Source organism: Nocardiopsis dassonvillei subsp. dassonvillei DSM 43111, assembly GCF_000092985.1.
GTDB classification, from domain to species: Bacteria; Actinomycetota; Actinomycetes; order Streptosporangiales; family Streptosporangiaceae; genus Nocardiopsis; species Nocardiopsis dassonvillei.
In genome coordinates, this window is record NC_014210.1 from 415,268 (window position 1) to 439,710 (window position 24,443).

The 24,443-nt window shown below is 72.6% G+C and carries 22 protein-coding genes; 10 read left to right on the forward strand and 12 right to left on the reverse strand.

All coding sequences use genetic code 11. The features are described 5' to 3' along the window. The first annotated feature begins 23 nt into the window (after positions 1 to 23). From NDAS_RS01720 to NDAS_RS01730, 3 genes are all read left to right on the forward strand, one after another. Positions 24 to 335: an MTH1187 family thiamine-binding protein gene (locus NDAS_RS01720; RefSeq protein ID WP_013151394.1), complete on the forward strand. Its 312-nt coding sequence runs from the start codon at positions 24 to 26 to the stop codon at positions 333 to 335. A gap of 83 nt (positions 336 to 418) precedes the next feature. Next, a complete protein-coding gene (locus NDAS_RS01725; RefSeq protein ID WP_013151395.1) occupies positions 419 to 934 on the forward strand; it encodes a hypothetical protein in 516 nt (171 codons plus the stop codon). A gap of 173 nt (positions 935 to 1,107) precedes the next feature. Next, positions 1,108 to 2,313, forward strand: a complete 1,206-nt coding sequence (locus NDAS_RS01730) for a cation:proton antiporter (protein ID WP_013151396.1) — start codon at positions 1,108 to 1,110, stop codon at positions 2,311 to 2,313. Between the two features lie 87 nt (positions 2,314 to 2,400). Here the strand turns inward: NDAS_RS01730 and NDAS_RS01735 are convergent, their stop codons facing one another. The 9 genes from NDAS_RS01735 to nucS all read right to left on the reverse strand — a co-directional run bounded on the left by NDAS_RS01735 (position 2,401) and on the right by nucS (position 11,164). Then, positions 2,401 to 2,850, reverse strand: a complete 450-nt coding sequence (locus NDAS_RS01735) for a hypothetical protein (RefSeq protein ID WP_013151397.1) — start codon at positions 2,848 to 2,850, stop codon at positions 2,401 to 2,403. Between the two features lie 247 nt (positions 2,851 to 3,097). Next, positions 3,098 to 3,694, reverse strand: coding sequence for a cob(I)yrinic acid a,c-diamide adenosyltransferase (locus tag NDAS_RS01740; RefSeq protein WP_013151398.1), 597 nt, complete (start codon positions 3,692 to 3,694; stop codon positions 3,098 to 3,100). A 308-nt stretch (positions 3,695 to 4,002) separates the two neighbouring features. Continuing rightward, a complete protein-coding gene (locus tag NDAS_RS01745; protein WP_013151399.1) occupies positions 4,003 to 5,607 on the reverse strand; it encodes a M28 family peptidase in 1,605 nt (534 codons plus the stop codon). A 235-nt stretch (positions 5,608 to 5,842) separates the two neighbouring features. Continuing rightward, positions 5,843 to 6,502 carry a DUF1707 SHOCT-like domain-containing protein gene (locus NDAS_RS01750; RefSeq protein WP_013151400.1) on the reverse strand — a complete coding sequence of 220 codons (660 nt, stop codon included), beginning with the start codon at positions 6,500 to 6,502 and terminating at the stop codon, positions 5,843 to 5,845. A gap of 85 nt (positions 6,503 to 6,587) precedes the next feature. After that, positions 6,588 to 7,220: a response regulator gene (locus tag NDAS_RS01755; RefSeq protein ID WP_013151401.1), complete on the reverse strand. Its 633-nt coding sequence runs from the start codon at positions 7,218 to 7,220 to the stop codon at positions 6,588 to 6,590. Further along, the gene (locus NDAS_RS01760) at positions 7,217 to 8,545 is read right to left on the reverse strand and encodes a sensor histidine kinase (protein WP_013151402.1); all 1,329 of its coding nucleotides are present in this window, start codon (positions 8,543 to 8,545) and stop codon (positions 7,217 to 7,219) included. Before NDAS_RS01760 ends, NDAS_RS01755 begins: the two co-directional genes overlap by 4 nt. Beyond that, complete coding sequence (locus NDAS_RS01765; protein ID WP_013151403.1) at positions 8,542 to 9,396, reverse strand: ABC transporter permease; 855 nt, start codon at positions 9,394 to 9,396, stop codon at positions 8,542 to 8,544. Before NDAS_RS01765 ends, NDAS_RS01760 begins: the two co-directional genes overlap by 4 nt. Further along, positions 9,393 to 10,298: an ABC transporter ATP-binding protein gene (locus NDAS_RS01770; protein WP_013151404.1), complete on the reverse strand. Its 906-nt coding sequence runs from the start codon at positions 10,296 to 10,298 to the stop codon at positions 9,393 to 9,395. Before NDAS_RS01770 ends, NDAS_RS01765 begins: the two co-directional genes overlap by 4 nt. Before the next feature lie 188 nt (positions 10,299 to 10,486). Beyond that, on the reverse strand, positions 10,487 to 11,164 hold the full coding sequence (gene nucS, locus NDAS_RS01775) for an endonuclease NucS (RefSeq protein WP_013151405.1): 678 nt from the start codon (positions 11,162 to 11,164) through the stop codon (positions 10,487 to 10,489). Positions 11,165 to 11,374: 210 nt separating this feature from the next. On the opposite strand from nucS, the gene NDAS_RS01780 reads away from it, so the two are divergent. The 4 genes from NDAS_RS01780 to NDAS_RS01795 all read left to right on the forward strand — a co-directional run bounded on the left by NDAS_RS01780 (position 11,375) and on the right by NDAS_RS01795 (position 14,450). Continuing rightward, positions 11,375 to 11,761, forward strand: a complete 387-nt coding sequence (locus tag NDAS_RS01780; protein WP_013151406.1) for an SCO5389 family protein — start codon at positions 11,375 to 11,377, stop codon at positions 11,759 to 11,761. A 162-nt stretch (positions 11,762 to 11,923) separates the two neighbouring features. After that, complete coding sequence (locus NDAS_RS01785; RefSeq protein WP_013151407.1) at positions 11,924 to 13,135, forward strand: 3-hydroxyacyl-CoA dehydrogenase; 1,212 nt, start codon at positions 11,924 to 11,926, stop codon at positions 13,133 to 13,135. 209 nt (positions 13,136 to 13,344) lie between these two features. Further along, positions 13,345 to 13,677: a hypothetical protein gene (locus NDAS_RS01790; protein WP_013151408.1), complete on the forward strand. Its 333-nt coding sequence runs from the start codon at positions 13,345 to 13,347 to the stop codon at positions 13,675 to 13,677. Positions 13,678 to 13,709: 32 nt separating this feature from the next. Further along, entirely contained in the window at positions 13,710 to 14,450 is a 741-nt protein-coding gene (locus NDAS_RS01795) for an alpha/beta hydrolase (RefSeq protein WP_013151409.1), read from the forward strand. A 213-nt stretch (positions 14,451 to 14,663) separates the two neighbouring features. Here NDAS_RS01795 and NDAS_RS01800 read toward each other — a convergent pair whose 3' ends face one another. Then, a complete protein-coding gene (locus NDAS_RS01800; RefSeq protein ID WP_013151410.1) occupies positions 14,664 to 15,959 on the reverse strand; it encodes a DivIVA domain-containing protein in 1,296 nt (431 codons plus the stop codon). Between the two features lie 378 nt (positions 15,960 to 16,337). After that, positions 16,338 to 16,916: a methylmalonyl-CoA epimerase gene (gene mce / locus NDAS_RS01805; protein ID WP_013151411.1), complete on the reverse strand. Its 579-nt coding sequence runs from the start codon at positions 16,914 to 16,916 to the stop codon at positions 16,338 to 16,340. A gap of 87 nt (positions 16,917 to 17,003) precedes the next feature. Between mce and NDAS_RS01810 the strand changes: the two genes are divergently transcribed. The 3 genes from NDAS_RS01810 (at position 17,004) to NDAS_RS01820 (ending at position 21,494) form a co-directional block, all read left to right on the forward strand. After that, the gene (locus NDAS_RS01810) at positions 17,004 to 18,191 is read left to right on the forward strand and encodes an acetyl-CoA C-acetyltransferase (RefSeq protein ID WP_013151412.1); all 1,188 of its coding nucleotides are present in this window, start codon (positions 17,004 to 17,006) and stop codon (positions 18,189 to 18,191) included. Positions 18,192 to 18,537: 346 nt separating this feature from the next. Continuing rightward, complete coding sequence (gene meaB, locus NDAS_RS01815) at positions 18,538 to 19,494, forward strand: methylmalonyl Co-A mutase-associated GTPase MeaB (protein ID WP_013151413.1); 957 nt, start codon at positions 18,538 to 18,540, stop codon at positions 19,492 to 19,494. A 698-nt stretch (positions 19,495 to 20,192) separates the two neighbouring features. Further along, positions 20,193 to 21,494, forward strand: a complete 1,302-nt coding sequence (locus tag NDAS_RS01820; RefSeq protein WP_013151414.1) for an HNH endonuclease signature motif containing protein — start codon at positions 20,193 to 20,195, stop codon at positions 21,492 to 21,494. Positions 21,495 to 22,262: 768 nt separating this feature from the next. On the opposite strand, the gene NDAS_RS01825 is transcribed toward NDAS_RS01820, so the two are convergent. Next, positions 22,263 to 24,221 carry a glycosyl hydrolase family 18 protein gene (locus NDAS_RS01825; protein ID WP_013151415.1) on the reverse strand — a complete coding sequence of 653 codons (1,959 nt, stop codon included), beginning with the start codon at positions 24,219 to 24,221 and terminating at the stop codon, positions 22,263 to 22,265. Between the last annotated feature and the right edge of the window lie 222 nt (positions 24,222 to 24,443).

Sequence of the window (24,443 nt, forward strand, 5' to 3'; positions counted from 1 at the left end):
CCGCGCGCCCCCGTGTGCCTAGCATGGCCGACATGAGTACGATCGTCGCTTTCTCCGTCGCCCCTCTCGGAACCGGTGAGTCCGTCGCCCCCGCCGTCGCACGCGCGGTGCGGGTGGTCCGGGAGAGCGGACTGCCCAACGAGACCTCCGCCATGTTCACCAGCGTCGAGGGTGAGTGGGACGAGGTCATGGACGTCGTCAAGCGCGCCGTGCAGGCCGCGGGGGAGGGCGCCTCCCGGGTCAGCCTCACCCTCAAGGCCGACGTCCGCGAGGGCGTCACCGACGGCTTGCGCAGCAAGGTCGAGGCCGTCGAACGCGAACTCGGCGACGCCTGAGACCGGGCCTTTCGCGGGGCGCGGCGCGGCCGTGCCCCGTGTCCTCTTCCCCTGGGCGGCCGGACACGGCAGGATGCGGTTCCATGCTCGCCTCGCGACTTCCCCGGCTCCTGGGCCCCGCCCTCCTCGTCCCCCTGCTCGCCGCCTGCCAGCCCTCGGGCGGCCACGTCGGCGCCGTGGCCACGGGCCACTTCTCCGCCGCGCACGTGTTCCCCGTGCTGGTCGTGGCCTGGTGCGGTGACGCCTCCCCCCGCCAGATCGACCTGACCGGCGGCGGACAGCGGATCCACCTGATCGCCACCCGCGACTTCGACGGCAACCGGACCGAGGTGGACCTGGCCGCCCCCGGTGACGCCTGGCGGATCACCGACGGCGACGGACGGCAGGTCTACCGTCTGGTCCCGGAGTCGGAGGGGGAGGAGTACACGGTCGGAATCGGCTCGCGGGAGGCCCCGCCGGGCGAGGAGACCGAGCACGACATCGGCACGGTCGCGTTCACGACCGGGGTGCTGGCCGAGGAGCAGGGCGTGTACGCCGCCGCCGGGGGGTCGGCCGAGGCGGAGTTCGTCCCGGAGGAGGAGTTCCCGCCCGAGTGCTGAGGGGCCGGGGCCGCCCTCGTCCCGGAGTGTCCGGCGCCCCCGCCCTCCCGGCCCCGGGCCGCGGCCGCGCCGCGTGTGTGCCTCCCGTGCCCGCGTGTCTGCCGCCGTGCCGCGCCGACCGCGCATAGTGTGCCCACGGCCGGAGCGGCCCCGCTCCGCGGAACGGGGGGGACATGGAAGGCGACGCCGCGCAGACACTGGGCATGCTGCTCCTGATCCTCATGGCGGCCTTCCTCGCCCCGCTGGTCACCGACCGGCTGGCCGCGTTCGTGGTCGTCCCCTCGGTCGTGCTGGAGATCGTCTTCGGCATCGTCCTGGGGCCCTCCCTCCTCGGGCTGGTCCGCGAGACCGAGACGGTGGCGATGCTTGCCGACCTCGGGCTCGCGCTGCTCATGTTCATGGCCGGGTACGAGGTCGACTTCGCGCGGATCAGGGGCAGGCCGCTGCGACGGGCGGCGCTGGCCTGGCTGTGCTCGGTCGCCCTCGGGATGGGGACGGGGTGGGCCCTGTTCGGCGCCTCCCAGACGGCCCTGATCATCGGTCTGGCCCTGATCACCACCGCGCTGGGCACGGTGCTGCCCATCCTGCGGGACTCCGGGGGGCTGGAGGGCGCCTTCGGTGCCCGTTTCATGGCGTCCGGGACGATGGGGGAGTTCGGGCCGATCGTGCTGATCACCCTGCTGCTCAGCGGTTACCGCCCGTTGGAGGCGACGCTGCTGCTGGTCGGGTTCTTCGTCCTCGCTGGTCTCTCGGCCTGGCGCGCGACCCGTCCGCCCTCGGAGCGGCTGACGCGGCTCATCCGGGCCACCCTCGGCTCCAGCACCCAGGTGGCCGTGCGCCTGTGCATCCTGGTGATCGTGCTGTTCGTGTGGCTGGCGGCGAGCCTGCGGCTGGACGCGCTGCTGGGCGCCTTCGCGGCGGGGATCATCGTGCGGCTGATGTTCACCACCCACCATCCGGGCTCGGTCGAGCGGGTGGAGTCGAAGATGGACGCCGTCGGTTTCGGCTTCCTGATACCGGTGTTCTTCGTGGTGACGGGGGTGCGCTTCGACCTGTCGGCCCTGCTGGCCGACCCGGTGGCGCTGCTGCTGGTCCCCCTGCTGCTGGCGGCCTTCCTGGTCGTGCGGGGCGGCCCCGAGTACCTGCTGTCGCGGGGCGACGTCCCCGGGCGCCAGCGGCTCCCCCTGGCGCTGTTCTCGGCGACCGCGCTGCCCCTGATCGCGGTCCTGGCGACGATCGGGACCGACACGGGCGCCCTCGACGGCGCCACCGCCGCCGCGCTTCTGGGCGCGGGCGTGCTGAGCGTGCTCGTCCTGCCCCAGGTGGGCGGCGCCCTGCTGCGCCGCTCCCGGACCGCGGCGGGGGAGGCGGAGCGTTAGCCCCTGCCGCCGGGCCGACCGAACGGTGCGGACGGGGGCGCGCCCGGCCCGTGGGAGGGTGCCGGGCCGGGCGCGGTCAGGGGGCGGTCAGCCGACCTGCGGGTGGGCGTGTCCGGACGGGACCGCGGCGCCGGAGAAGTACTCCCTGGCGGTCGCGGTGTTGGCCAGGACCGCCACGGTGACGGCGAAGAGCGCCGCGACGATCTCGGGGACCCCGCTGACCTGGGTGAGCAGCAGGGCCAGGATCACGACGGCGTAGACCGCGTTGACCGCGGTCACCGAGGTGCGCACGCCGCCGCGGTTCCGGTTGACCATGACGGCCAGGACGGCCGACAGCGCGCCGTAGACCAGGCCGACGGCCGCGCCGGTCAGCACTGCCCAGACGGGCACCTGAGCGCCCTCGGCGATCATCGGGACGGTGGCCATGGCGGTGGCGCCGACGAGGGCCATCAGGCTCATGATGATCTGGTAGACCGCGATCAGGACCAGTAGCACGAAGACCGCGGTGACGGTCGCCGGTCTGGCTCCGGTGGTCATCTGCGTTCCTTCCTTCGTCCGTTCCCGTGTCCAGAACCCATAACCCCAGTCCGGCCGAAGACACGCGTCCCACCGGACGATTTCCGTCCGCGCAGGTCGCGGACGCCCACTGGGACGGCGTTCCGGGGCGCGGGCGGCCCGGGGCGGCGTGGGGAGCGCGAAGGGGTCCCGCTCACGCGGAGCGGGACCCCTCGGGGTGCGGACGGGCGGCCGGGCGCGGCCCGGAGGCCGCGGCGGGCAGCGGGCGTCAGCGTTCGCCGCCGGGCTTCCACAGGACCTCGTCGCCCTCCCGGGCGACGTACCGGCCGAGGATGAACAGCAGGTCGGAGAGCCGGTTGAGGTACTGGGCGGTGAGCGGGTTGACGGTCTCGCCGTGCTCCTCGACGGCCGCCCACACGCTGCGTTCGGCCCGCCGGACCACGATCCGGGCGGTGTGCATGAGCGCCACGGTGGGGGAGCCCCCGGGCAGGATGAAGCTGCGCAGGGTGGGCAGGTCGGCGTTGTAGGCGTCGCAGGCCTCCTCCAGTCGGGTGACGTACTCGGGCAGGACCCGCAGCGGCGGGTACTCCGGGTCGGGCACGATCGGCGTGGACAGGTCGGCGCCCAGGTCGAACAGCTCGTTCTGGATCCGTCCGAGCAGGTCCCGGACGTCGTCGGGCAGCTCGCCCAGCGCCAGGGCGGTGCCGATCGCGGCGTTGGCCTCCTCGGTGTCGGCGTAGCCCACCAGGCGCGTGTCGTTCTTGCCGGTCCGGCTCATGTCGCCGAGCGCCGTCGTCCCGGAGTCGCCGGTGCGCGTGTAGATCTTCGACAGCACGACCGGCTTGTCGGTGTCCCGTTTGGTCATGCCCTCCACCCTAGGGTTCGGCCGCGCTCCGGCGGGTGCTGCGGTGGGCCGGAGCACCTGGCGTGACGGAGGATAACTGTTCCATATCAGCGTGTGAAGGTGATGCAACTCACTGATACATTGGGGATCCAGGGGGCTACCGAAAGTAGTTGCCCGTGGTGTCCATGTGCGGTACCCGGATGCGAGAGGGGGTCATCCGGGAACCGCGGAGGGGGAGACACCGCGGCGGGCGGCGTGGAACCGGGGGGTTCACGCCGCCCGCCCTGTTGCGCGGGGGGCGTACGCCCCTCACACGGATCGTGCGCGGACTACCTGAGCCAGCCGTCGCCCAGGCGCGGGAAGTCGGGCGCGGCCGTCGTGCGCAGCACACCGTTCACCGGCAGGGTGCTCTCGGCGAAGAACTCCACGCCGTGCGCACCGGCCGCCGACAGCTCGGCCACCGAGTCCCAGTTGATGTGCTCCATGGTGTCGTCGGCGGTGTGGTAGTACGGGTCGAACTGCTCGCCCGCCGTACCGCCGTACCACTCGACCTGCTCCTCGGTCTTGACGCCGTCGGCGCCGCTGAACAGGCCGCCCGACGGGATGCCCGCGGTCATGAAGGCCTGGTAGTCGCTGCGCCCGCTCAGCACGCCGGGCTCGCTGACCTGGTCCTGGGCGGCGAAGTAGTCCTCGAAGACCTTCGCGATCGCGCCGGAGCCCGACGGGGCGGCCACGGACCCGGGCAGCTCCATCCGGCCGTCCAGCACGAACCGGCCGTAGTTGTGCGAGCCGATCATGTCGAAGTTGAGGTAGAGGGCGATGTCCTCGACCTCCTGCGCGGTCAGGTCCTCCACGTACCGGGTGGAACCGACCAGGCCCTCCTCCTCGGTGCCCCAGAAGGCGAACCGCACCTTGTTGTCGGGCTCCTCCTGCTCGGCCAGCTGGATGGCGGTCTCCAGCAGGAAGGCCGCGCCGCTGCCGTTGTCGTTGATGCCGGGGCCGTCCTCGACGCTGTCCAGGTGGCCGCCCACGACCACCACGTTGTCGTCCCGGCCGCCCGGGGTCTCGGCCAGGACGCTGTAGGAGGTCTCGTTGCTGACCTCGGCGTCCACGCTCACCCGCAGCTCCAGGCCCTCGGCGGCCAGCAGCTCCGCGCCCAGCGTTCCGGACACGCCCAGGGCGGGGATGGCCGAGTGCTCGCCCACGGTGCCCAGGAAGACCTCGTCCTCGTTGTTGACCACCAGGGCGGCCGCGGCCCCCGCGGCGGCGGCGTTGTCCACCTTGTCCGAGAACGGGCAGGTGCCGCGCACGGTGATCGCGACCGCGCCCTCGGGGAAGTCGGCGAAGTCGTCGGGGGAGCAGCCGCTCGCGGCGCTGTCGGCGTTGACGGCCACCGCCGGGGCGGTGACGTCGCCCGAGCCGGAGTAGCTCATGGTCGCGTAGTCGGTCTCGGCCTCGTAGGCGACCTGCTCCGGCGCGGTCTGGGCGAGGACGGCCGGGGAGTTCTCCCGCCACAGCTCGTACTCGTACTCGTGCCGGTAGGGCTCGTACCCGGCGCGCTCCAGCTGGTCCTCGATGTAGAGGGCGGCGACGTCGTAGCCGGGGGTGTTCGTGGCCCGGTTGCCGCCGTTGTACTCGGCGATGGTGTCGAGGTTCTCCAGGTGCTCGCGGATGGCCTCCGCACTCACCCGCTCCGACAGCGGCGGGTCCTCGCCCGGCCTGCCCGCGTGCGCGGGCGGCCCCGCGTGCCCGGGGGCTCCGGAGTGGTCCGGGGGCCCGGCGTGCCCGGGCGGCCCGGGTTCGGCGTGGGCGGGGGAGGACGCCAGGGCGGCGACGGCCATCAGCACGGCCGCGGCGCCGGCCGTGGCGGCGCGGCGCCGGGAGGCGGGGGCGGCCGCTCCACGCGGCGGCTTCCCTTCGGAACTGGTGCGCAAGGATCTTCCTCCGGAGTGCGGGGGTCCACCGCTCCTGGGAGTCGGGGGATGGACACCTTGGGTAGGCGAAGTACCGGTGCAGCCTGACACCGCGGAGGTGCTCCGGGCAAGGACCGATGACCACAATTGCCACAATCAGCCACAGACCTTACGCATGGGGTGGCAGTGTGGTTCCATGGACGGCCCCGCGTGAGCAGAACGTCTCGTCGACCCGTGCCCGCCCGGGGAGGCGGGCCTACTCCTCGTCCTGGTGTTTGCGCGGCTTGTACTCGACGCCCACCCCGCCCATCACGGCGATGCCCCGCACGTGCACGATCGGCGCGTCCGGGTCCACCACGCTGGGGGTGTTCTCGGAGACGCCGAAGCCTCCCATGAGCGGCAGGCCGTGCACCCGCACCTGCACGTCGTCGGGCACGGTGATGCCCACCCCGCCCATGACGGCGCAGACCCAGATGGTGGTCTCGCGCTGGGTGAACCGGGCCTCGCGCAGGTCCAGGTCGATCCCGCCCAGCGCCGCGAAGGCGGTGAAGGCGCCCGGCACGACCCAGTTGCCCGACCGGGCGGCACCACCCAGGACGACGACCGCGGCCCGGCTGGTGGGTTCCTGGTCCACGACCCGGCCGCCGCCGTAGAGCGGCCGGGGCGAACGGAAGTCGGTGGGGGCCACGGAGGCGCCGGGAGCGTTCGGCGCCGGGAGGTCCTCGGTGAGGGGGACCAGCTCGCCGACGGTCTTGGCCCGGTAGACCGCGTCGAGCCGCTCGCTGTGCTCGTCCGGGTCCAGGCGCCCCTCGGCGAGGGCTTCACGCAGGCGGTGCGCGACGGAGTCGCGGTCGGCGTCGGAGGCGCGCATCCGACCGCGCTCGGGGGGAGTGATCTCGCTCATTGCTTCCACCATAGAACCATTCTCCCGGCGCCGCGCGGTGTGCCGCATCGGGGAAAATCCCCCAGAGATCCCCGAGACCCGGCACCGCGGCCCGGGGTCAGTCCTCGGGGAGCAGCCCGCGTCGGATCGCCTGGCTCACCGCCGACGTCCGGTCGCCCACGCCGAGCTTGTCGTAGACCCGCATCAGGTGGGTCTTGACCGTAGTCGGACTGATGTGCAGGGCTCGCCCGATCGCCGCGTTGGTGCGCCCCTCGGAGGCCAGGCGCAGCACCTCCACCTCGCGGGGCGACAGCACGGCGGCGGGCTCTCCGCGCCGGCGCATGCCGGTGAACAGCCTGCCCGCCAGCCGTCCGGTCAGGACGGTCTCCCCGCGCGCCGCGGCGCGCACGGCCTCGGCCAGCTCCGCGCGCGGCGTGTCCTTGAGCAGGTACCCGGTGGCGCCCGCCTCCACCGCGCGCAGGATGTCGGCGTCGGTGTCGTAGGTGGTGAGCACCAGCACGTGCGCGCCGGGCCGCTCGGCGCTGATGCGCCCGGTGGCCTCCACGCCGTCTCCACCGGGCATGCGCAGGTCCATCAGCACCACGTCCGGCTCCAGTTCGGCCGTCCGCACGACCGCCTCGGGGCCGGAGGCGGCCTCGCCCACGACGGTGAGGTCGGCCTCGGCGGCGAGCATGCCGCGGATACCCTCGCGGACCACCGGGTGGTCGTCGACCAGCAGGACACGGATCACGGTGCGCACTCCTCGTCGCCTCGGGGGGTCTGCGGGGGCAGGGGCAGCGACATCCGGACGCGGGTGCCGCGCCCGGGGGCGCTGCCGACCTCCACGGCGCCTCCGGCGTCGTCGGCCCGGCGCCGCATGTTCGCCAGCCCGTTCCCGGGCGCGGTCCGCCCGGGGTCGAAGCCGACGCCGTCGTCGGCGACGGTCAGCTCCACCGGACCGGGGCTCCCGTCGGGGGCCCGCGTGTACTCCAGGGCCACCCGCACGTGCCCGGCCCGGGCGTGCCTGCGGACGTTGGCCAGGGCCTCCTGCGCGGTGCGCAGCAGACAGATCTGCAGGTCGTTGGACAGGGCGGTCGGGGCGCCGAGCACCTCGGTGTCCACGGGGACGCCGAGCTCGCCGCCCAGCCGGGAGGCGATCCTGTCCAGGGCGGCCTCCAGGGTCTGGCTGTCCAGGCCCACCGGCTGGCGGGCGGCCACCATGGCCCGCGCCTCGGCGAGGTTCTCGGCGGCGGTCTCGCGCATCAGGGCGAGGTGGCGCCGGGCCAGCTCCGGGTCGGAGTCCATCTCCGACTCCACCGCCTGGGTCAGCGCGACGATGCTGGTGAAGCCCTGGGCCAGGGTGTCGTGCACCTCGCGGGCCAGGCGCTCGCGCTCGGCCATGGCCCCGGTCTCCTCCGACAGCCGCACGACCTCCAGGCGGCTCTCGCGCAGTTCCCTGATCAGGTTGGCCCGCTCGTAGCTCTGCTCGATGATCCGTCCCAGCCAGCCGCCGAACCACAGCGTGTAGCCCACCATCACGCCGTTGATCAGGAGGTTGACGGCGATGTCGTCCCACTCGCTCAGCCCGAGCAGGCCGCGCAGCGGCATCGGGACCAGCAGGATCGCGCCTACCGTCGAGACGGCGGCCGGGACCGGGGAGGTGATGAAGCACAGCGGGGCCACCGCCACGACCAGGAAGGTCAGGGCGGGGTTGACCGTCACCGCGGGCAGGCACAGCACGAGCAGGACGGCCATGAGGACCGCCGGGCGGATCCGCTCCTCGCGCATCACCAACCGCCTGGCGAACAGGTAGTACACGGCCGTCACCGCGGCCATGAGCCCCACGAGCGGCCACCGCCAGAAGGGGTCGCTGGTGACCAGCGCGATGGCCGCCATGGCGGCCATCACGGAGGTGAAGTACACGTCCCACCACACGCCCAGGTCCCAGGCGTGCCGTTCGTCGCGCCCCTCCTCCCCGGCCGGGGCGCCTTCCCCGGACGGGGCGCCGCCGGGCCCGGGGGACGGCGCGGGCGTGGCGTGGCCGCCCCCCGGAGCCCGTGCGGCCACGGCGATCACCCGTCCTTCCGCGTCTTCCACCGGAACGTCAGCAGTACCAGCGCCAAGCCCACCACACACCACACGCCCAGCGCGAGGGCGACCCCGGACAGGTCCCACGAACCGCCGGGTTCGAGGGCGGCCATCTCGGCGGGGAAGAACGCCGCGCGCAGGCCCTGCGCCATCCACATCAGCGGGAAGAGCGCGGCGGCGTCGAGCACCCAGTCGGGCAGGGCGACGACGGGCACGAAGATCCCCGAGATGAACTGCAGGATCAGGAAGGGCACGACCACGATGCCGGAGGCGGAGCGGACGTTGCGGGCCAGGGAGCTGACCGCGATGCCCAGCAGCGAGCAGGAGACGGTGCCCAGCACGAACACCCACCCGAGCGTCGCCCAGGCGGCGGGCCCGTCGGGCATGCGCGCCCCGAAGGCCAGGACGGCCACGCCCAGCAGCAGGACCAGCTGGCCCAGGGCCAGGAACAGCACCACCACGGTCTTGCCGACGAAGTAGGCGGTCGGGGGCATCGGCGTGCCGCGCAGGCGGCGCAGACCGCCCCGCTCGCGCTCGTTGGCGATGCCCAGGCCCAGCTGCTGGAAGCTGACCGACATCAGGCCCATCGCCACCAGGCCCGGCAGGTAGTAGTCCACGGCGGGCATGCCCATGTCGAACATGCCGTCGAAGATCGACGAGAACATGACCAGGATCAGCGCGGGCAGGGAGAAGGTGAAGATCACGCTCTCCCACTCGTGCGTGAACTCGCGGACCTCCAGCCAGCCCCGGGACAGCCCGACGCGCAGCGCGCCGGGCAGGCGTCCGGAGGGGGCCGGCACGGCGGGGTCGGTGGGAGTGCGGTCGGTCGCGGTGCTCACGCGGACACCTTCCTCTGGGCGGGGCGGCCGTCCCTGCCGTCGCCCTCCCCGCGGTTCCGGTCCTCCTCGCCGATCAGGCCCAGGTAGACGTCCTCCAGGGTGGGGCGGTGCACGCTCAACCCCGGGACCTCACCGGAGAACAGGGCGGACAGCTCGCCCACCACCCGGGCGGGCTCGTCGGTGCGGGTCTCGCGGCGCTGCCCGTCGACCGTCCAGCCGACGGTGGCCCGGGCCGAGGCGCGCCCGCCCAGGGTGGCGGGGGATCCCTGCGCGCGCACCCTGCCGCGCGCGACCACGCACACGCGGTCGGCGAGCGCCTCGGCCTCCTCCAGGTAGTGCGTGGTCAGGACGATGGTGGTGCCGCCCCGGGCCAGGTCGCCGATCAGCGTCCAGAAGTCGCGCCGGGCCCCGGGGTCGAAGCCGGTGGTGGGCTCGTCCAGGAAGAGCAGTTCCGGCCTGCCGATGATGCCCAGGGCCACGTCCAGGCGGCGGCGCTGGCCGCCGGACAGGGACGTGACCCGCGCCCGGGACTTCCCGCCCAGACCGACCAGGTCGACCACCGCGTCGGGGTCGCGGGGGGCGGGGTAGTAGCCCGCGAAGTGGCGGACCACCTCGCGCACGGACAGCTGGGGGATCAGCGTCTCCCCCTGCCACACCACCCCGATACGCGAGCGCCACCGGCGACCGGCGGCGCCGGGGTCCTCGCCCAGTACGCGGACGGTGCCGTCGTCGCGGCGACGGAAGCCCTCCAGGATCTCGACCGTGGTGGACTTGCCCGCGCCGTTGGGGCCGAGGAGGGCGAAGACCTCGCCGCGCCGGACGCTCAGGTCGACTCCGGCGACGGCCTCGTCGTCGCCGTACTTCTTGCGGAGGCCGTGGACCTCGATCGCTGTCTCGCTCATGCCACCGACTCTCCCGCGGGCGGGACCCCCGGGGTATCGGCCGCCGGGTCGCACCCGTGTCCTCCGGATGGAGGACGCCACCCCGACCAAGGGAGGGGGCGGCCCCGGGAGCGGGGGCTCCCGGAGCGGACGCGGACGGGCCCCGGGCGCGCGCTCGCGCCCGGGGCCCGTCAGGAGAAGGGGGCCGCTCAGAACAGGCGGAGCACGTCCGGCTCGATCCCGCGCAGCTCGTCGTAGTCCAGCACCACACAGGCGATGCCGCGGTCCTCGGCGAGCACACGGGCCTGCGGCTTGATCTCCTGGGCGGCGAACACGCCGCGCACCGGCGCGAGCTGCGGGTCCCGGTTGAGCAGTTCCAGGTAGCGGGTGAGCTGTTCGACGCCGTCGATGTCGCCGCGGCGCTTGAGCTCCACCGCGACGGTGGCGTTGGCGCCGTCCCGGCACAGGATGTCCACCGGGCCGATCGCCGTGGGGTACTCGCGGCGGATGAGGGTGTAGCCGTCGCCGAGGGTGGTGATGTGCTCGGCCAGCAGCTCCTGGAGGTGGGCCTCCACACCGTCCTTCTGCAGGCCGGGGTCCTTGCCCAGCTCGTGCGAGGAGTCGTGCATGACCTCCTCGACGGTCAGCACCAGCTTCTCACCGGACTTGCCGTGGGTGACCGTCCACACGTCGGGTCCGTCGGCGACGGTCTCCTCGCGCAGCTTGCAGGGCGGGTTCATCCAGTTCAGCGGTTTGAACGCCCGGTCGTCGGCGTGGATGGACACGCTCCCGTCGGCCTTGATGAGGATCAGGCGGGGAGCCATGGGCAGGTGGGCGGTGAGGCGGCCGACGTAGTCGACACTGCACCGAGCGATGACGAGACGCACGAAACGTCACGTTACCGCCTCCGCCGCACGCGCGGGGCGCAACCGCGTATCGTCCGCCCTCCCCGTTCGGCGCTGGCGACCGCACCCACAGGGATGTGCCCCCGAGGGAAGACAGGTCTGTCCCCTCGGTGCCATGACGGGGCGCGGCCGGGCCCCTAACGTCGCCAGGGGCGCGCGCATCCGCGCGCCCGCGACGACGAAGGGACCCCCATGTCACTGACGGTCTCCCCCGACCTGCTGGAGAAGGCGAAGCACGGCCCGGTCGAGGACGCCGACTTCATCGCCTGCATCAAGGACTCCCTGCCCTACGCCTGGGAGGTGGTCAGCGGACTGGCCGAGGGCGCCCGGACCGCCGAGTCCGGCTTCGAGACGAACGAGGTGCCCCCGCCCGGCGAACAGGAGAGGGGCCAGCTGCTGCGCCTGCTCGCCAGCGACGCCATGCGCGGCGCGGTGGAGCGGCACTTCGGCCTGCGCCTGGCCTTCCAGAACTGCCACCGCGTGGCCCTCTTCGCGCCCGGGGCCGAGGAGGCCCGCGCCGAGTTCACCTCCCCGCGCGCCCAGCTGCTCAACCAGTCGCCCGAGCTCGTCGACTGCTAGAGGCGGTCCTGTCAGGGGTGGTCGCGCCCTCCGGGAGGGGCGGTGCTCCCGCGCCGCGGCCGGGGTGCGGCGGCACCGCCACCGCCGCACCGGATGACACCGAGTGCCCGACTCGGGCATCCCGTGCGCGGGACGGTTCGGCCGGGCCCGTAGTCTGGGCGTATGGTGCAGGAATTTGACAAGGTCGGTGTCGTCGGACTCGGCGCGATGGGCGCGGGTATCGCCGAGGTGTTCGCCCGCGCGGGGTTCAACGTCACCGGGGTCGAGATCGACCAGGCCGCCGTCGACCGCGGCCGTGCCCACGTGGACCGGTCCCTCTCGAAGGCGGTGGACAAGGGCAAGCTCACCGAGGACGAACGCACCGGGATCGACGCCCGGCTGACGTTCACCACCTCGCGCGAGGACCTCGCCGACGCGGACTTCGTCGTCGAGGCCGTCCCCGAACGGATGGACATCAAGAAGGACGTCTTCGCGGACCTGGACCGGATCTGCCCGCCCGGCACGATCCTGGCCACCAACACGTCCTCGCTGTCGGTCACCGAGATCGCCGCGCTCACCGGCCGCGCGGACAAGGTCGTGGGGCTGCACTTCTTCAACCCCGCCCCGGTCATGAAGCTGGTCGAGGTCATCACCACGGTCTCCACCAGCGCCGAGACCGTCGACGTGGTCTGCGAGGTGGCCAAGCGCATCGGCAAGACCCCCGTGGCGGTCGGCGACCGCGCCGGGTTCGTGGCCAACGCCCTCCTCGTGCCCTACATCAACGACGCGATCCGCCTGTACGAGCGCAAGGTCGCCACCCGCGAGGAGATCGACGCCTCGGTGCAGAAGGCCGCGGGCCTGCCCATGGGCCCGCTGGCCCTCGCCGACCTGGTCGGCCTCGACATCTGCCTGGCCGTCATGGACGTCCTGTGGGAGGAGTACCGCGACCGGCGCTACGCCGCCTCGCCGCTGCTGCGCCGCATGGTGGCCGCGGGCCGCCTGGGCCGCAAGTCCGGCCAGGGCTTCTACGCGGGCACCGACGACGCCCCCGAGCCCCGCCCCACCGGCCGCTACGCGCAGATGATCCAGGAGGAGGAGACCCTGGACCTGGGCGAGGTCCTCCTCGCGCCGCAGATCGACGACGCCATGCGCATGGTCGGCGACGGCTACGCCTCCGCCAGGGACGTCGACACCGCCATGCGCTTCGGCTGCGGTTACCCCAAGGGCCCCACCGAACTGCTGGAGGAGCGCGGCGCCGAAGCCGTGGTCACCACCCTGGTCGCGATGGGCGAGTACGGCCTCACCGACATCCCGGTGCCCGCCCCGCTGCTGATGGACCAGCTGCCCGACGCGCCGGAGGGCGAGGGCCACGGCGGCTGCGCCTGCCACGCCTGACGCGCCGAGCGGAGGCGTCGCCGTCGCGGGGCGCGGGCCCCGGTCCGCGGTACGCCTCCGCGCCGGCCCCGCGCCGGGCACAGGAGCGCCACGGCGCACGGGACCGCTCCGGCCACCGTGCCGGGCCGCCCGTCGCGCGGGGAGGCGAAGACGGCCGCCGCCGATCCTGTGGCGGCGGCCACTGCCGGTCCTCTTCTAACCTGGACGGTGTGAGCCCGCGCCGTAACTCTCCCCGCCGCACATCCGCCCGGGGCCGCAAGGCCCCCGGCGGCGCCCCCGACGACGAGGACGCCCTCATGCTGCGCGTCACCGGCGGACAGCGCCGCGAGACCGGCCCCGACGGCGAGTGGGTGACGCGCCGCATCCCCGGCGCCGCCGCCACCAAGGTCTACCGCTGCCCCGGCTGCGCCCAGGAGATCCCGACCGGCATGGCGCACGTCGTGGCCTGGCGCCCCTACGGTGACGGCGACGACCGGCGCCACTGGCACTCCTCCTGCTGGGACCGGCGCTCCCACCGCGCGCCGCGCTCCCCCCGCCGCTGAACCCCGGCCACCTACCCCGGACACGAGGAGCCATGGAGATCCGAGCCACCACGGTGCTGCCCGCCGTGAGACGACCCGTCACCCTGCACACCGCCGACGGCCTGGAACTGGTCGGCGAGCTGGCCCTGCCCGAGGGCCGCGACCCCAAGGCCACCCTGGTGTGCCTGCACCCCCTGCCCACCGCCGAGGGCATGATGGACAGCCACGTCCTGCGCAAGGCGTCGTTCCGGCTGCCCGCGCTGGCCGACATCGCGGTGCTGCGGTTCAACACCCGCGGCACCGGTTCGCGGCACGGCACCAGCCAGGGCGAGTTCGGCGAGGGCGAGACCGAGAAGCACGACGTGCTCGCCGCCATCGAGTTCACCGAGTTCGAGGGACTGCCCGAACCCTGGCTGCTGGGCTGGTCGTTCGGCACCGAGCTGGCCCTCAAGTGGGGCGCCGACCCGCAGGTCAAGGGCGCGATCCTGCTGTCGCCGCCGCTGCACCGCGCAGGCGAGGCCGACATGGAGGTGTGGGCGCGGACGGGCAAGCCGGTGGTCGCCCTGGTCCCCGAGCACGACGACTACCTGCGCCCCGACGAGGCCAGGAAGCGCTTCGAACCGCTCTCCCAGTGCGAGGTCGTCGGGGTGGAGGGCGCCAAACACTTGTGGGTGGGCGAGCCCTACGTGCGCCGCGTGCTGGACGAGATCGTCAAGCGGGTCAACCCCGAGGCCTACCCGCTCCCCGTGGAGTGGGACGGCCCGTACGAGAAGGACGTCCAGACCCTCGGTTAGCCCCGCGCGGACCTGACGGTCACTGCCGCCGCTGTCGTCCCCGGCCTCCCCGCTGACGGTCAGGTGCCGCCGCCGCGCCCGACCCCCGGGCCCGCCGCGGGAGGCGCCGTCCCGCCTCCGACACGACGAAGGACCCGCCCTCCCCCGGCGTCAGCCGGGGGAGGGCGGGTCCTCGCACGTGGGGAGAGCGTCAGCCCCGAGTGGGCCGCGACCCTACTCCTGCCACCAGTCCTCGTCGTCGGCGCCCTTGCCGGAGTGCACCGGCTGCCGGGTCTCCTCGGCGGCCGGAGCGGGCTCCTGCGGGATCGCGGCCGGGGCCGGAGCGGGGGCGACCGGCGCGGCGGGAACCGGGGCCGGGGCGGCCGGGCCGCCACCGCCGAGCAGCTGGCGCAGCTGCTGGAGGTGCGACTGGATGCTGTCGCGCTGGCGGTTGAGCTCGTCGACCTCCTTCTTGGCGGCCGTCATGATCCGGTTGGCCTCGGACTTGGCGTCCCCGAGCTGGTGCTCGGCCTTGGACTTGGCCTCGGCCTCGATCTGGGCGGCGTTCTTCTTGGCGTTGCCGACCAGCTGCTTGGCGTGGTTCTCGGCGTCGCGGCGGGTCTGCTCGGCCTGCTGGCTCGCCTTGGTGGCGCGCTGCTCGGCGCTGGCGGCCCGCTCCTCGGCCTCGTTGACCATCTTCTGCGTGGCGGCCTGGGCGGCGGCGAGGCGCTCGGCGTCCTGGCGCTCGGCCTCGGCGCGGCGGTCGGCCAGCTGGAGCTCGAACTGGTCCTCGGCCTCGGTGCGCCGGGCCTCGGACTCGGCGTAGGCGCGCTCGGCGTTCTTGCGCAGCTCCTCGGCCTGGCTCTTGGCCGACTGGATGGTCTCGTCGCGCTCGCGCTTGGCCGCGGCGCGGGCCTGGGCGCACTCGCGCTCGGTGGTGGTGCGCAGCTTGGCGATCTCGCCCTCGAAGGTCGCCCGCTTCTCGGCGATCTCGTGGTCGACCGCGGAGCGCTTCTTCTGCACCTCGCGCTCGGTGGTGGAGGTGAGCTCGTCGGCCTCGCGGCGGGCGGTGGTGGAGATCTCCTCCGCCTCGGACTCGGCGGTCTGACGGGTCTCGTCGGCCTCGCGCTGGGCGAGGGCGCGCACCTCGGTGGCCTCGGACTCGGCGGCCGCGCGCATGTCGGCGGCCTCGATCTTGGCGGCCGAGCGGATGTCGTTGGCGTCGATCTGCGCGCTCTGGACCAGCTCGTTGGCCTGCTCCTCGGCCAGGCGCAGCAGCTCCTCGATACGCGAGCCCAGACCGGAGTAGGAGGGGCGCTCGCGCTCCTGGAGCTGGCGGTTCTTGGCGTTGAGCTCGGCCTTGAACTTCTCGACCTGCTTGGAGTACTGCTTGAGCTCGTTGCGCAGGCTGGCCGCGTAGTCATCCACCTGGGTGCGGTCATACCCACGCAGCACCACGTCGAATTCGTGCGGGGTGTTGTCCTCGTCGAAGATGTTGTTGAGCTGGGTGTCGATGTTGTTTGACGGCATGTGGCGGAATCCTGAACGGGTGCGAGACGGCTACTTGCAAGGGGCCGGGGACGGCGGGGAGGGCGGCAGTGCTGTCCCCGGGGACGGGTCCGGTCGCGAGCCGGGGGAGGGGACGGGTGACGACGGGCTGGTGAGCCCCTGACCGCCCCGAGGTCGTCCGCGTGCGCCACGTCACCTGACACGGCGGTACGGCCGACCCGACTCGGCTACCGGACTGCAAGACATGGACCAACGCCGGAATAGCGCATCCGGCAGCTAGCCGACTTTATCAAGCGCGGAACACCTGGGAAGGGGGTTTCGGGTAACTTCCGGTGGGCTCCGAGGCTAACCACGCCACTGGCGTTCAACCTGTGACTTGTCCGGAACGCCCCCGTGACGCTATCCGGAAATTCCGGGACGGTTGTCGTCCCTTTCCTCGTGCGCCCCATCCGCACTCTGGACCAGCTCGGTGAGCACGCCGCCGCAGTCCTTGGGGTGCAGGAAGACGATCCTCGACCCCGCCGTCCCCCGTCGAGGCCGGGCGTCCAGCACGCGCACGCCGCTCTCGCCGACGCCCGCCGCGGTGGCGGCCACGTCCGCGGTACCGAAGGCGACGTGGTGGACGCCCTCGCCGTTGCGCTCCAGGAACTTGGCCACCGGGGAGTCCGCGCGGGTGGGTTCGAGCAGCTGGAGGTAGGTGGCGCCGCCGTCGTCGGTGCCGTTGACCCGGAGCATGGCCTCGCGCACGCCCTGCTCCTCGTTCACCTCCTCGTGCTCCACCTCGAACCCGTACGTGGACCGGTAGAAGGCCACCGAGGCGTCGAGGTCGCGGCAGGCGATGCCCACGTGGTCGAGCCGGGTCAGGCCGGAGAACGGGACGGCGGGTGAGGACGGGGCCGCAGGTGCGGAGGGGGAGGAAGGGGTGGAGGAGGAGGGCGGGGTGATGAACTCGCTGGCCGAGTGCGGTGCGTCACTCATGGGGTGAACCTCCCGGGGATCGCTGACGGCGGTGTGGGTATCGTTGCAGACCAGGTGCGTCACCCATGCATTTGGAGGCCAGTTACGATGCCCGGTTCCGTCATCGTCGGTGGGGCACGGACCCCCACCGGCAGACTCCTCGGCTCCCTCGCCGGGTTCTCCGCCGCCGACCTCGGGGGCTTCGCGATCAAGGCCGCGCTGGAACGCGCCGGCATCACCGGCGAACAGGTCGGATACGTGGTCATGGGACAGGTGCTCCAGGCGGGCGCGGGCCAGATCCCGTCCCGCCAGGCCGCCGTCAAGGCGGGCATCCCCATGAACGTGCCGTCGGTGACGATCAACAAGGTCTGCCTGTCCGGCCTGGACGCGATCGCCCTCGCCGACCAGCTCATCTCCGCGGGCGAGTTCGACGTGGTGGTGGCCGGGGGCATGGAGTCCATGACCAACGCGCCGCACCTGCTGCCCAAGTCGCGCAAGGGCTACAAGTACGGGTCGGTCGAGGTCCTGGACGCGACCGCGCACGACGGCCTGACCGACGCCTTCGAGGGCGACTCCATGGGCGCCTCCACCGAGCGCCACAACGGCAAGCTCGGCATCGGGCGCGAGGAGCAGGACGCCTTCGCGGCCCGCTCCCACCAGCGCGCGGCCGCCGCGGCCGCCGCCGGGTACTTCGACGCCGAGATCGTCCCCGTCCAGATCCCGCAGCGCAAGGGCGACCCCGTCGTCTTCTTCGCCGACGAGGGCGTGCGGGCCGACACCACCGCCGAGAGCCTGGCCCGCCTGCGCCCCGCCTTCGACAGCGAGGGCACCATCACCGCGGGCTCCTCCTCGCAGATCTCCGACGGCGCCGCCGCGGTGGTCGTGATGAGCCGCGCCAAGGCGGAGGAACTGGGCGCCACGGTCCTGGCCGAGATCGGCGCGCACGGCAACGTCGCCGGTCCGGACAACTCGCTGCACTCCCAGCCCTCCAACGCCATCCGGCACGCGCTGGGCAAGGCGGGCCGCTCGGTCGAGGACCTGGACCTGATCGAGATCAACGAGGCCTTCGCCGCGGTGGGCCTCCAGTCCACCCGCGACCTGGGCGTCTCGGAGGACATCGTCAACGTCAACGGCGGCGCCATCGCGCTCGGTCACCCGATCGGCGCCTCCGGGGCCCGCATCGCCCTGCACCTGGTCCACGAGCTGCGCCGCCGCGGCGGCGGGTTCGGCGCGGCCGCCCTGTGCGGCGGCGGCGGCCAGGGCGACGCCCTGCTGTTCACGGTCCCCGCCGAGTAATCCAGCTGACGACGCCCGCCGAGCGGTGCCGCTGACGGTTCCCGCCCGGTAGTGCCGTTCGGTACCGCCGCCCGGGGCGCCCATCGAGCGGTGCCGCGCCGGGCCCAGGGCCAGGCAGCCACGGCCGCCGGACTGCGGCCGACCCCCTCGTGGACGCCGTCCGCGGGCGCCGGGAGATCCCCGGACGCCCGCGTGGCGGACCGCGCGGGGGACCCGATCCGAAGACACTGTGACTCGAAGACACTGTGTACCCGGGAGAGCCCCGGGGACACGACGCACCTGACAGCCGCGGGGCGGGGGCCACGAGCCCTCGCCCCGTCCTGCTCCGCCCACACCGAGGAGTTCCATGGACACCCCCCGACTGGTCGAACGGGTCCGCGAGGGCGACCGCCGGGCACTGGCCCGCGCGATCACCCTGGTCGAGAACGGGGCCGCCGCCCTGCGCGAGATCATGGCGGGCCTGGCCCCGCACACCGGCCGTGCCCGGGTGGTGGGTTTCACCGGCTCCCCGGGGGTGGGCAAGTCCACCACCACCAACGCCGTCGTGCGCGCGGCCCGGGCGAAGGGGCTGACCGTCGCCGTGCTCGCCGTGGACCCGTCCTCGCCGTTCACCGGCGGCGCCCTGCTCGGCGACCGCGTGCGGATGCAGGAGCACGCCACCGATCCGGGGGTGTTCATCCGCTCCATGGCCAACCGCGGGCACCTGGGCGGGCTGTCCTGGGCCACGCCGCACGCCCTGCGGGTGCTCGACGCGGCCGGGTTCGACGTGATCCTGGTGGAGACGGTGGGCGTGGGCCAGGCCGAGGTGGAGATCGCCGGGCAGGCCGACACCACCGTGGTGCTGTGCGCCCCGGGCATGGGCGACTCGGTGCAGGCCGCCAAGGCGGGCGTGCTGGAGGTCGCCGACGTCTTCGCGATCAACAAGGCGGACCGGGAGGGCGCCAAGTCCACCCTGCGCGAGCTGCGCCAGATGATCGCCATGAAGGATCGCACCGACCAGGAGTGGAAGCCGCCGATCGTGATGACCGTCGCCTCCAGGGACGAGGGCGTCGACGAGCTGTGGGAGCGGATGGACCAGCACTTCGCCCACCTGGAGGCCAGCGGCGACCTGGCCCGTCGCCGTCGCGCCCGCGCCCGGGACGAGGTGCAGGCGATCGTGCTGGACCTGCTGCGCTCGCGGATGGGCGGGGCGGGCGACGACACCGGCCTGGACGCGCTGGCCGAGGACGTGGCGGAGGGGAGGAGGGACCCCTATGCCGCCGCTGACGTGGTGCTGAAGGAGTTGGGCACTGACCTGGGGTGAGGCTGGTGCTGGTGCTGGTGCTGGTGCCTGTGGTGATGTCAGTGGCGGCCGTGTTTTCCGCAGGTGGTCGGGTTTTCCACAGGCGCGTATTGGTGCTGGTCGTGGGTGGGGTGGGGATGGTTTCCTGGAAATAGGGGGGATCCCACCCAGTAGGCGTTTTGGCATGCCCTTAAATGTCCCATGTCCGGCGCCTCCATGCCCCATATTTCAACGGGGATGATGAATTGAGGGGCAGGGAGGGGCCGCCCACAGGTCTCTCCCCTACGCCCTTCCTGTCGGGGGTTTCTGGCGGCAACGAAAGCGCGCCAGCTGCCGCGAAGTGGGATGGCCCGCGGAAAACGGTGCGCGTCGGGTGAGGGCGGGGGCGGCCGACGAACAGCGGCACCAAAGGCGGGAGCGACCACCGGAGGGCGACCAACGCCCAGGGTGTAGGGATGGTCGGGCCCTGCTGCGTCGGCACCAACGGCAAGCAGGCCCTCCGGCCTCGGGCAACGACCCCGGCCCCTGCGGTCAGCGCGGGTAACGATCGCACCAACGACAATCGGTCATTTCGAGGGCACATTTTCGGACACCTTTTGAGTTCGCCTTAAACATGGACCCCCAATGAGGATCGGACCCCAGAAAGAAAGACTTCATATTCGCACTGTGAATAGTGGAGAAATGGCGGACGCTGGCCTATAATAAGAAGCATGGAGATGATGATCGCAGCACCCAAAGTGGCCCCCGGGGAATGTTCCCCGGCCGTGGCCGCTCTGGCCGGTGCGCACAAGATCATCGACCAGGCGTTGAACGCCGAAGTCCCGCCCGGGGCCGACGAGACCGCCGCGGAGGAGATCGCGGCGCTGTGGGCGCAGCTGGACCAGATCCGCTATCAGGCGTTGACGCGGATGGCGCGTTTGTACGCACGTGGTGAGGTCGCCCGCTACAGCGGCTACTCCACGCTGGACAAGTGGATCACCCACCACTGCAAGGTCCCCACCGCTCAGGCCAAGGATTTGGCTCGTTTGGCCCAGCACGTGCAGGAGGAGACACTGCCCGCCACTGCCCAAGCAGTAGCTGAGGGCAGGGTGGTGTTGGGTGAGGCGGTCGCGATCGCCAAGGCCACCGACAAAGCCGTCCAGACCCGCGATGAGGACCACTTTCCCGATGAGGGGGAGTATCGGCAGGGGTTCGAAGCGGCGCTGGTGGCCGCGAAGGCGGAGCGGCCTGCGTTGTCGGTCAACCAGCTCCAGTCGGTGGCCCGCCAGGTCGCCTACCGTTTGGACCCCCACCGCCTGGACCGCGACCACGAGACCGCCCATGCCGCCCGTGGACTGACGGTCCATGACACGTTCCAGGGCAGCTACCAGCTCCAGGCCTGGGGTGGGTCTGGGGATGCGTTGATCGTGCGCGCGGCCATCGACACCTTCACCACCCCACCCGGGGAAGGTGACACCCGGTCCCGGTCCCAGCGTGAGCACGACGCGCTCATCGCGGCGCTGCGTTTTGCCACCACCCACACCGGATGTGACAACGCTCCGGCTCCGTTGGCGCAGATCCGCATCGTGGTGCCCGTGCAGACCTACCTGGACGCCCAAGGCCAAGAGGTTCCCGCGTTGGACGAGCACGGTCGGGTGATCCCGGTCGGGCTGGTGCACGAGTTGGCCGCCGATTCCGAGGTGGTGCGGATGCTCACCGCCCCGCCCACCGGACAGGTGCTGGATGTGGGCCACAGCCGCCGCCTGGCCTCAACCCGCCAACGCACCGCCGCCTTCCACGGACACGCCACCTGCGCCCACCCGGGCGGATGCGAAGTGCCAGTCGCCCTCTGTCAAGCCGACCACGTGCAGTCGTTCTCCCGAGGCGGACGCACGGTGGTCGCCAACCTCCAACCCCTGTGCGGGCCGCACAACCGGGCCAAGTACCAACGCGAACTGCGCACACACCACCAAGGACGGCGGCGGGGACGGGGAGGAGACCACCCACCCGGCGGGGAGCCGGATCCACCACCCCGGGAATGACTCCCGGGTCGTGCCGGTCCCCGGCATGCCCGCGCCCGACAGGAGGCCCGGGCCCCGTGCCCACCGTGGTCGCTGCCACCGTCGCCCGCCCCCGCCCCGGGGGCCGGTACCGCTGCCCGAGGCCCGCCAGCCCCGCTGCCTTTGGCGCCAACGCAGCAAAGCCCCACCACCTCCGAACACCAACCGTTGGTCGCCCTCTCGGGCCACTTCGCGGCAGCTGGTGCCGCTGCCTTCGGCCACCACCCGCAACCAGGTCGTTGAGTGGAGTCCCCGGACACCTGCCGCCTTTGGTGCCACCGCAGCAGAGCCCAACCGCCCCCGAACACCAACCGTTGGTCGCCTTCCCGGGCCACTTCGCGGCAGCTGGTGCCGCTGCCTTCGGCCACCATCCGCAACCAGGTCGTTGATCGGAGTCCCCGGACACCCGCCGCCTTCGCTGCCACCGCAGCAGAGGTCGGCCATCTCCCAACCCCGGGCGTTGAACGGAACCCCCAGACACCCGCCGCCCTCGCTGCCAACGCAGCAGAGCCCCACCACCCCCGAACACCAACCGTTGATCGCCTTCCCGCACCGCTACGCGGCAGCTCGTGCGCTCTCACCATCGCCAGCCCCTTCCCCCGTGTGCCGGTCCGGAGCAAGGGTCCTCTGGGAGAGCCCGACACGGAAGCGGCCGGTACGGACCGCGACGGTCCGCACCGGCCTACTTCCGGCCAGGCCCATTTCCAACGGGCCCGCCTCCAGCCCGGCGTGTGCCGGACCGGAAGCCGACTACCCGGCCAGCGCCGTGTCGATGGCGTTCATGAGGCTGCCGTTGGCGTCGTCGCCGTCAACGGACCAGATCATGACGCCGCCCAGGCCCTGGGCCTGGGCCCAGTCGGTCTTCTGGGCCATGGAGATCTCGTCGTCGTAGGTCCAGAAGGTGCTGCCGTTGTACAGCCAGGCGGTGCCCAGCGCGTCGTCGCGGTACAGCTCGTAGCCGCCGGTGCCCACCAGGTCCTTCAGGACCTTCCAGTCGTCGATCCCCGCCTCGTAGCTACCGGGGGCGGGACCGGTAGCGCTCTGGAAGAGACCGTCGCCGTTCGGACCGGGCTCCACACCGGTCCAGCCGCGGCCGTAGAACGGCACGCCGAGCACCATGTCGGCGGGGTCGACGCCGCGGTCGAGGTAGGCCTGGACCGTGGTCTCGGTGGAGTACAGGTCCGGGCCGGGGTCGGCCGGGTCCAGGAGCAGGTTAGACTGGTGGTTGGCGGTGGTCTCCCAACCGCCGTGGTAGTCGTAGCCCTGCACCGTGATGAAGTCGAAGTCGGTCATGAGCTGCGGCATCTCGAAGCCGAGCTCGACCTTCTCCGGGTCTGCGGGCAGGAACGCGGTCAGCTCGTACTGGCGGCTCGTCTCGGCCTCCAGGGCGTCCAGCTGGTCGCGGAACTCCTGCACCAGGGCGGTGAAGTTCTCCTTGTCCTCGGGGCGGACGGTGTTGTGCTCGTGGCCCGCCGATCCCGGCCACTCCCAGTCCAGGTCGATGCCGTCGAAGACGCCGTAGGCGGAGCCGGGGCCGCCCGCGCCGTCGAACACGGGCAGGTTGCCGCGCAGGAACTGGTCGATGCAGGAGGAGACCATGCGCTCACGCGACTCGGCGGTCAGCGCCGCGTCGGAGAAGTGCTCGGACCAGGTCCAGCCGCCCAGGGAGATGTTGACCTTGAGGTCGGGGTACATCTCCTTGAGCTCGCGCAGCTGGTTGAAGTTGCCGCGCAGGTCCTGGTCCCACGTGTCGCCGACCCCGTCGACGCTGTCGGCGGCCCCGAAGGAGCGGCCGTAGTCGGCCCAGGCGTCGCCCTGGCCGAGCTGGTTGGCCATGAAGCACTCGCCGTTCGCGTTGATGTTGCCGAAGGCGTAGTTGATGTGGGTGAGCTTCTCGGCGGTGCCCGAGGTGACCAGGTCGTTCACCAGGTAGTCGCGGCCGTAGATGCCCCACTGGGTGAAGTAGGCGACCCGGCGCTCCTGGGGCGGGTCGGTGGGGCCGCCGCCGTCCGCGTCGGTGGTGGCGGTGACGGCGCCGCTCTCGGGACCCCTGTTGTTGGAGGTGTCGTAGGCGCGCACGGTGAACGTGTGCTCGGTCTGGGGCGCCAGCCCGGTGACGGTGGCGGTGGTGCCGGTGACCGCGCGGACGACCTCGCCGCCGGAGAGGACCTCGTAGCCCGCGACCCCGGCGTTGTCGTCCGCGGGGCCCCACTGCAGGGCCACGGTGGTCGAGGTGGTGCCGGTGACGGTCAGGCCGGTCGGCGCGGTGGGAGGCTCGGTGTCCTCCTCGCCGGGCTCGCCCGAGCAGCCGCCGCCGTTGACCGTGCAGTCCACGGGAGCGGTGTCGCCGCCGCCGTGGGTGCCGTTGAACCCGATGGAGTAGCTGCCGCCCGCCGGGACGGAGGCGCCCCACGAGGGCGGGGTGACGGTGTAGGCGTCGCCGGAGCGGCTGAGGGTGGCGTTCCACAGGCTGGTGATGGCGGTGCCGGACGGGAGCCGGAAGCCGATGCTCCAGTCGGTCAGCGCCGACCCCGAGCCGTTGGCGATGGTCAGCTGCCCGCCGTAGCCGGTCTCCCAGCGACTGGTCTCCACGTAGGTGACGGTGACGCCCGCGGTGTCGGCCGACGCGGCCGGGACGGGTGCCAGTGCGAGGGGTAGGACGACCGCGGCGGCCAGTGCCGCGATTCGTTGGCGAAGTCGTGCTCTCACGGTTGCTCCTGGTGCGTGAGCGGTGTGGGGGTTGGCCTTCCGCCGCGGGGGCGGAGGGCTGCGGGGTGTGCGCCCAGGGAGTGCGGTGTCGCGAGCTGACCGGTGGCGGGCTCGGCGGCGCGCGTGAGAGGTGGCGTGTGCGCGGCAGGGGCATGGCGGGCCTCCGACCTGGGGGAGGAAGGGGGAGGGCGGTGTGGGGGGCCGGTGCGGACCGTCGCACAT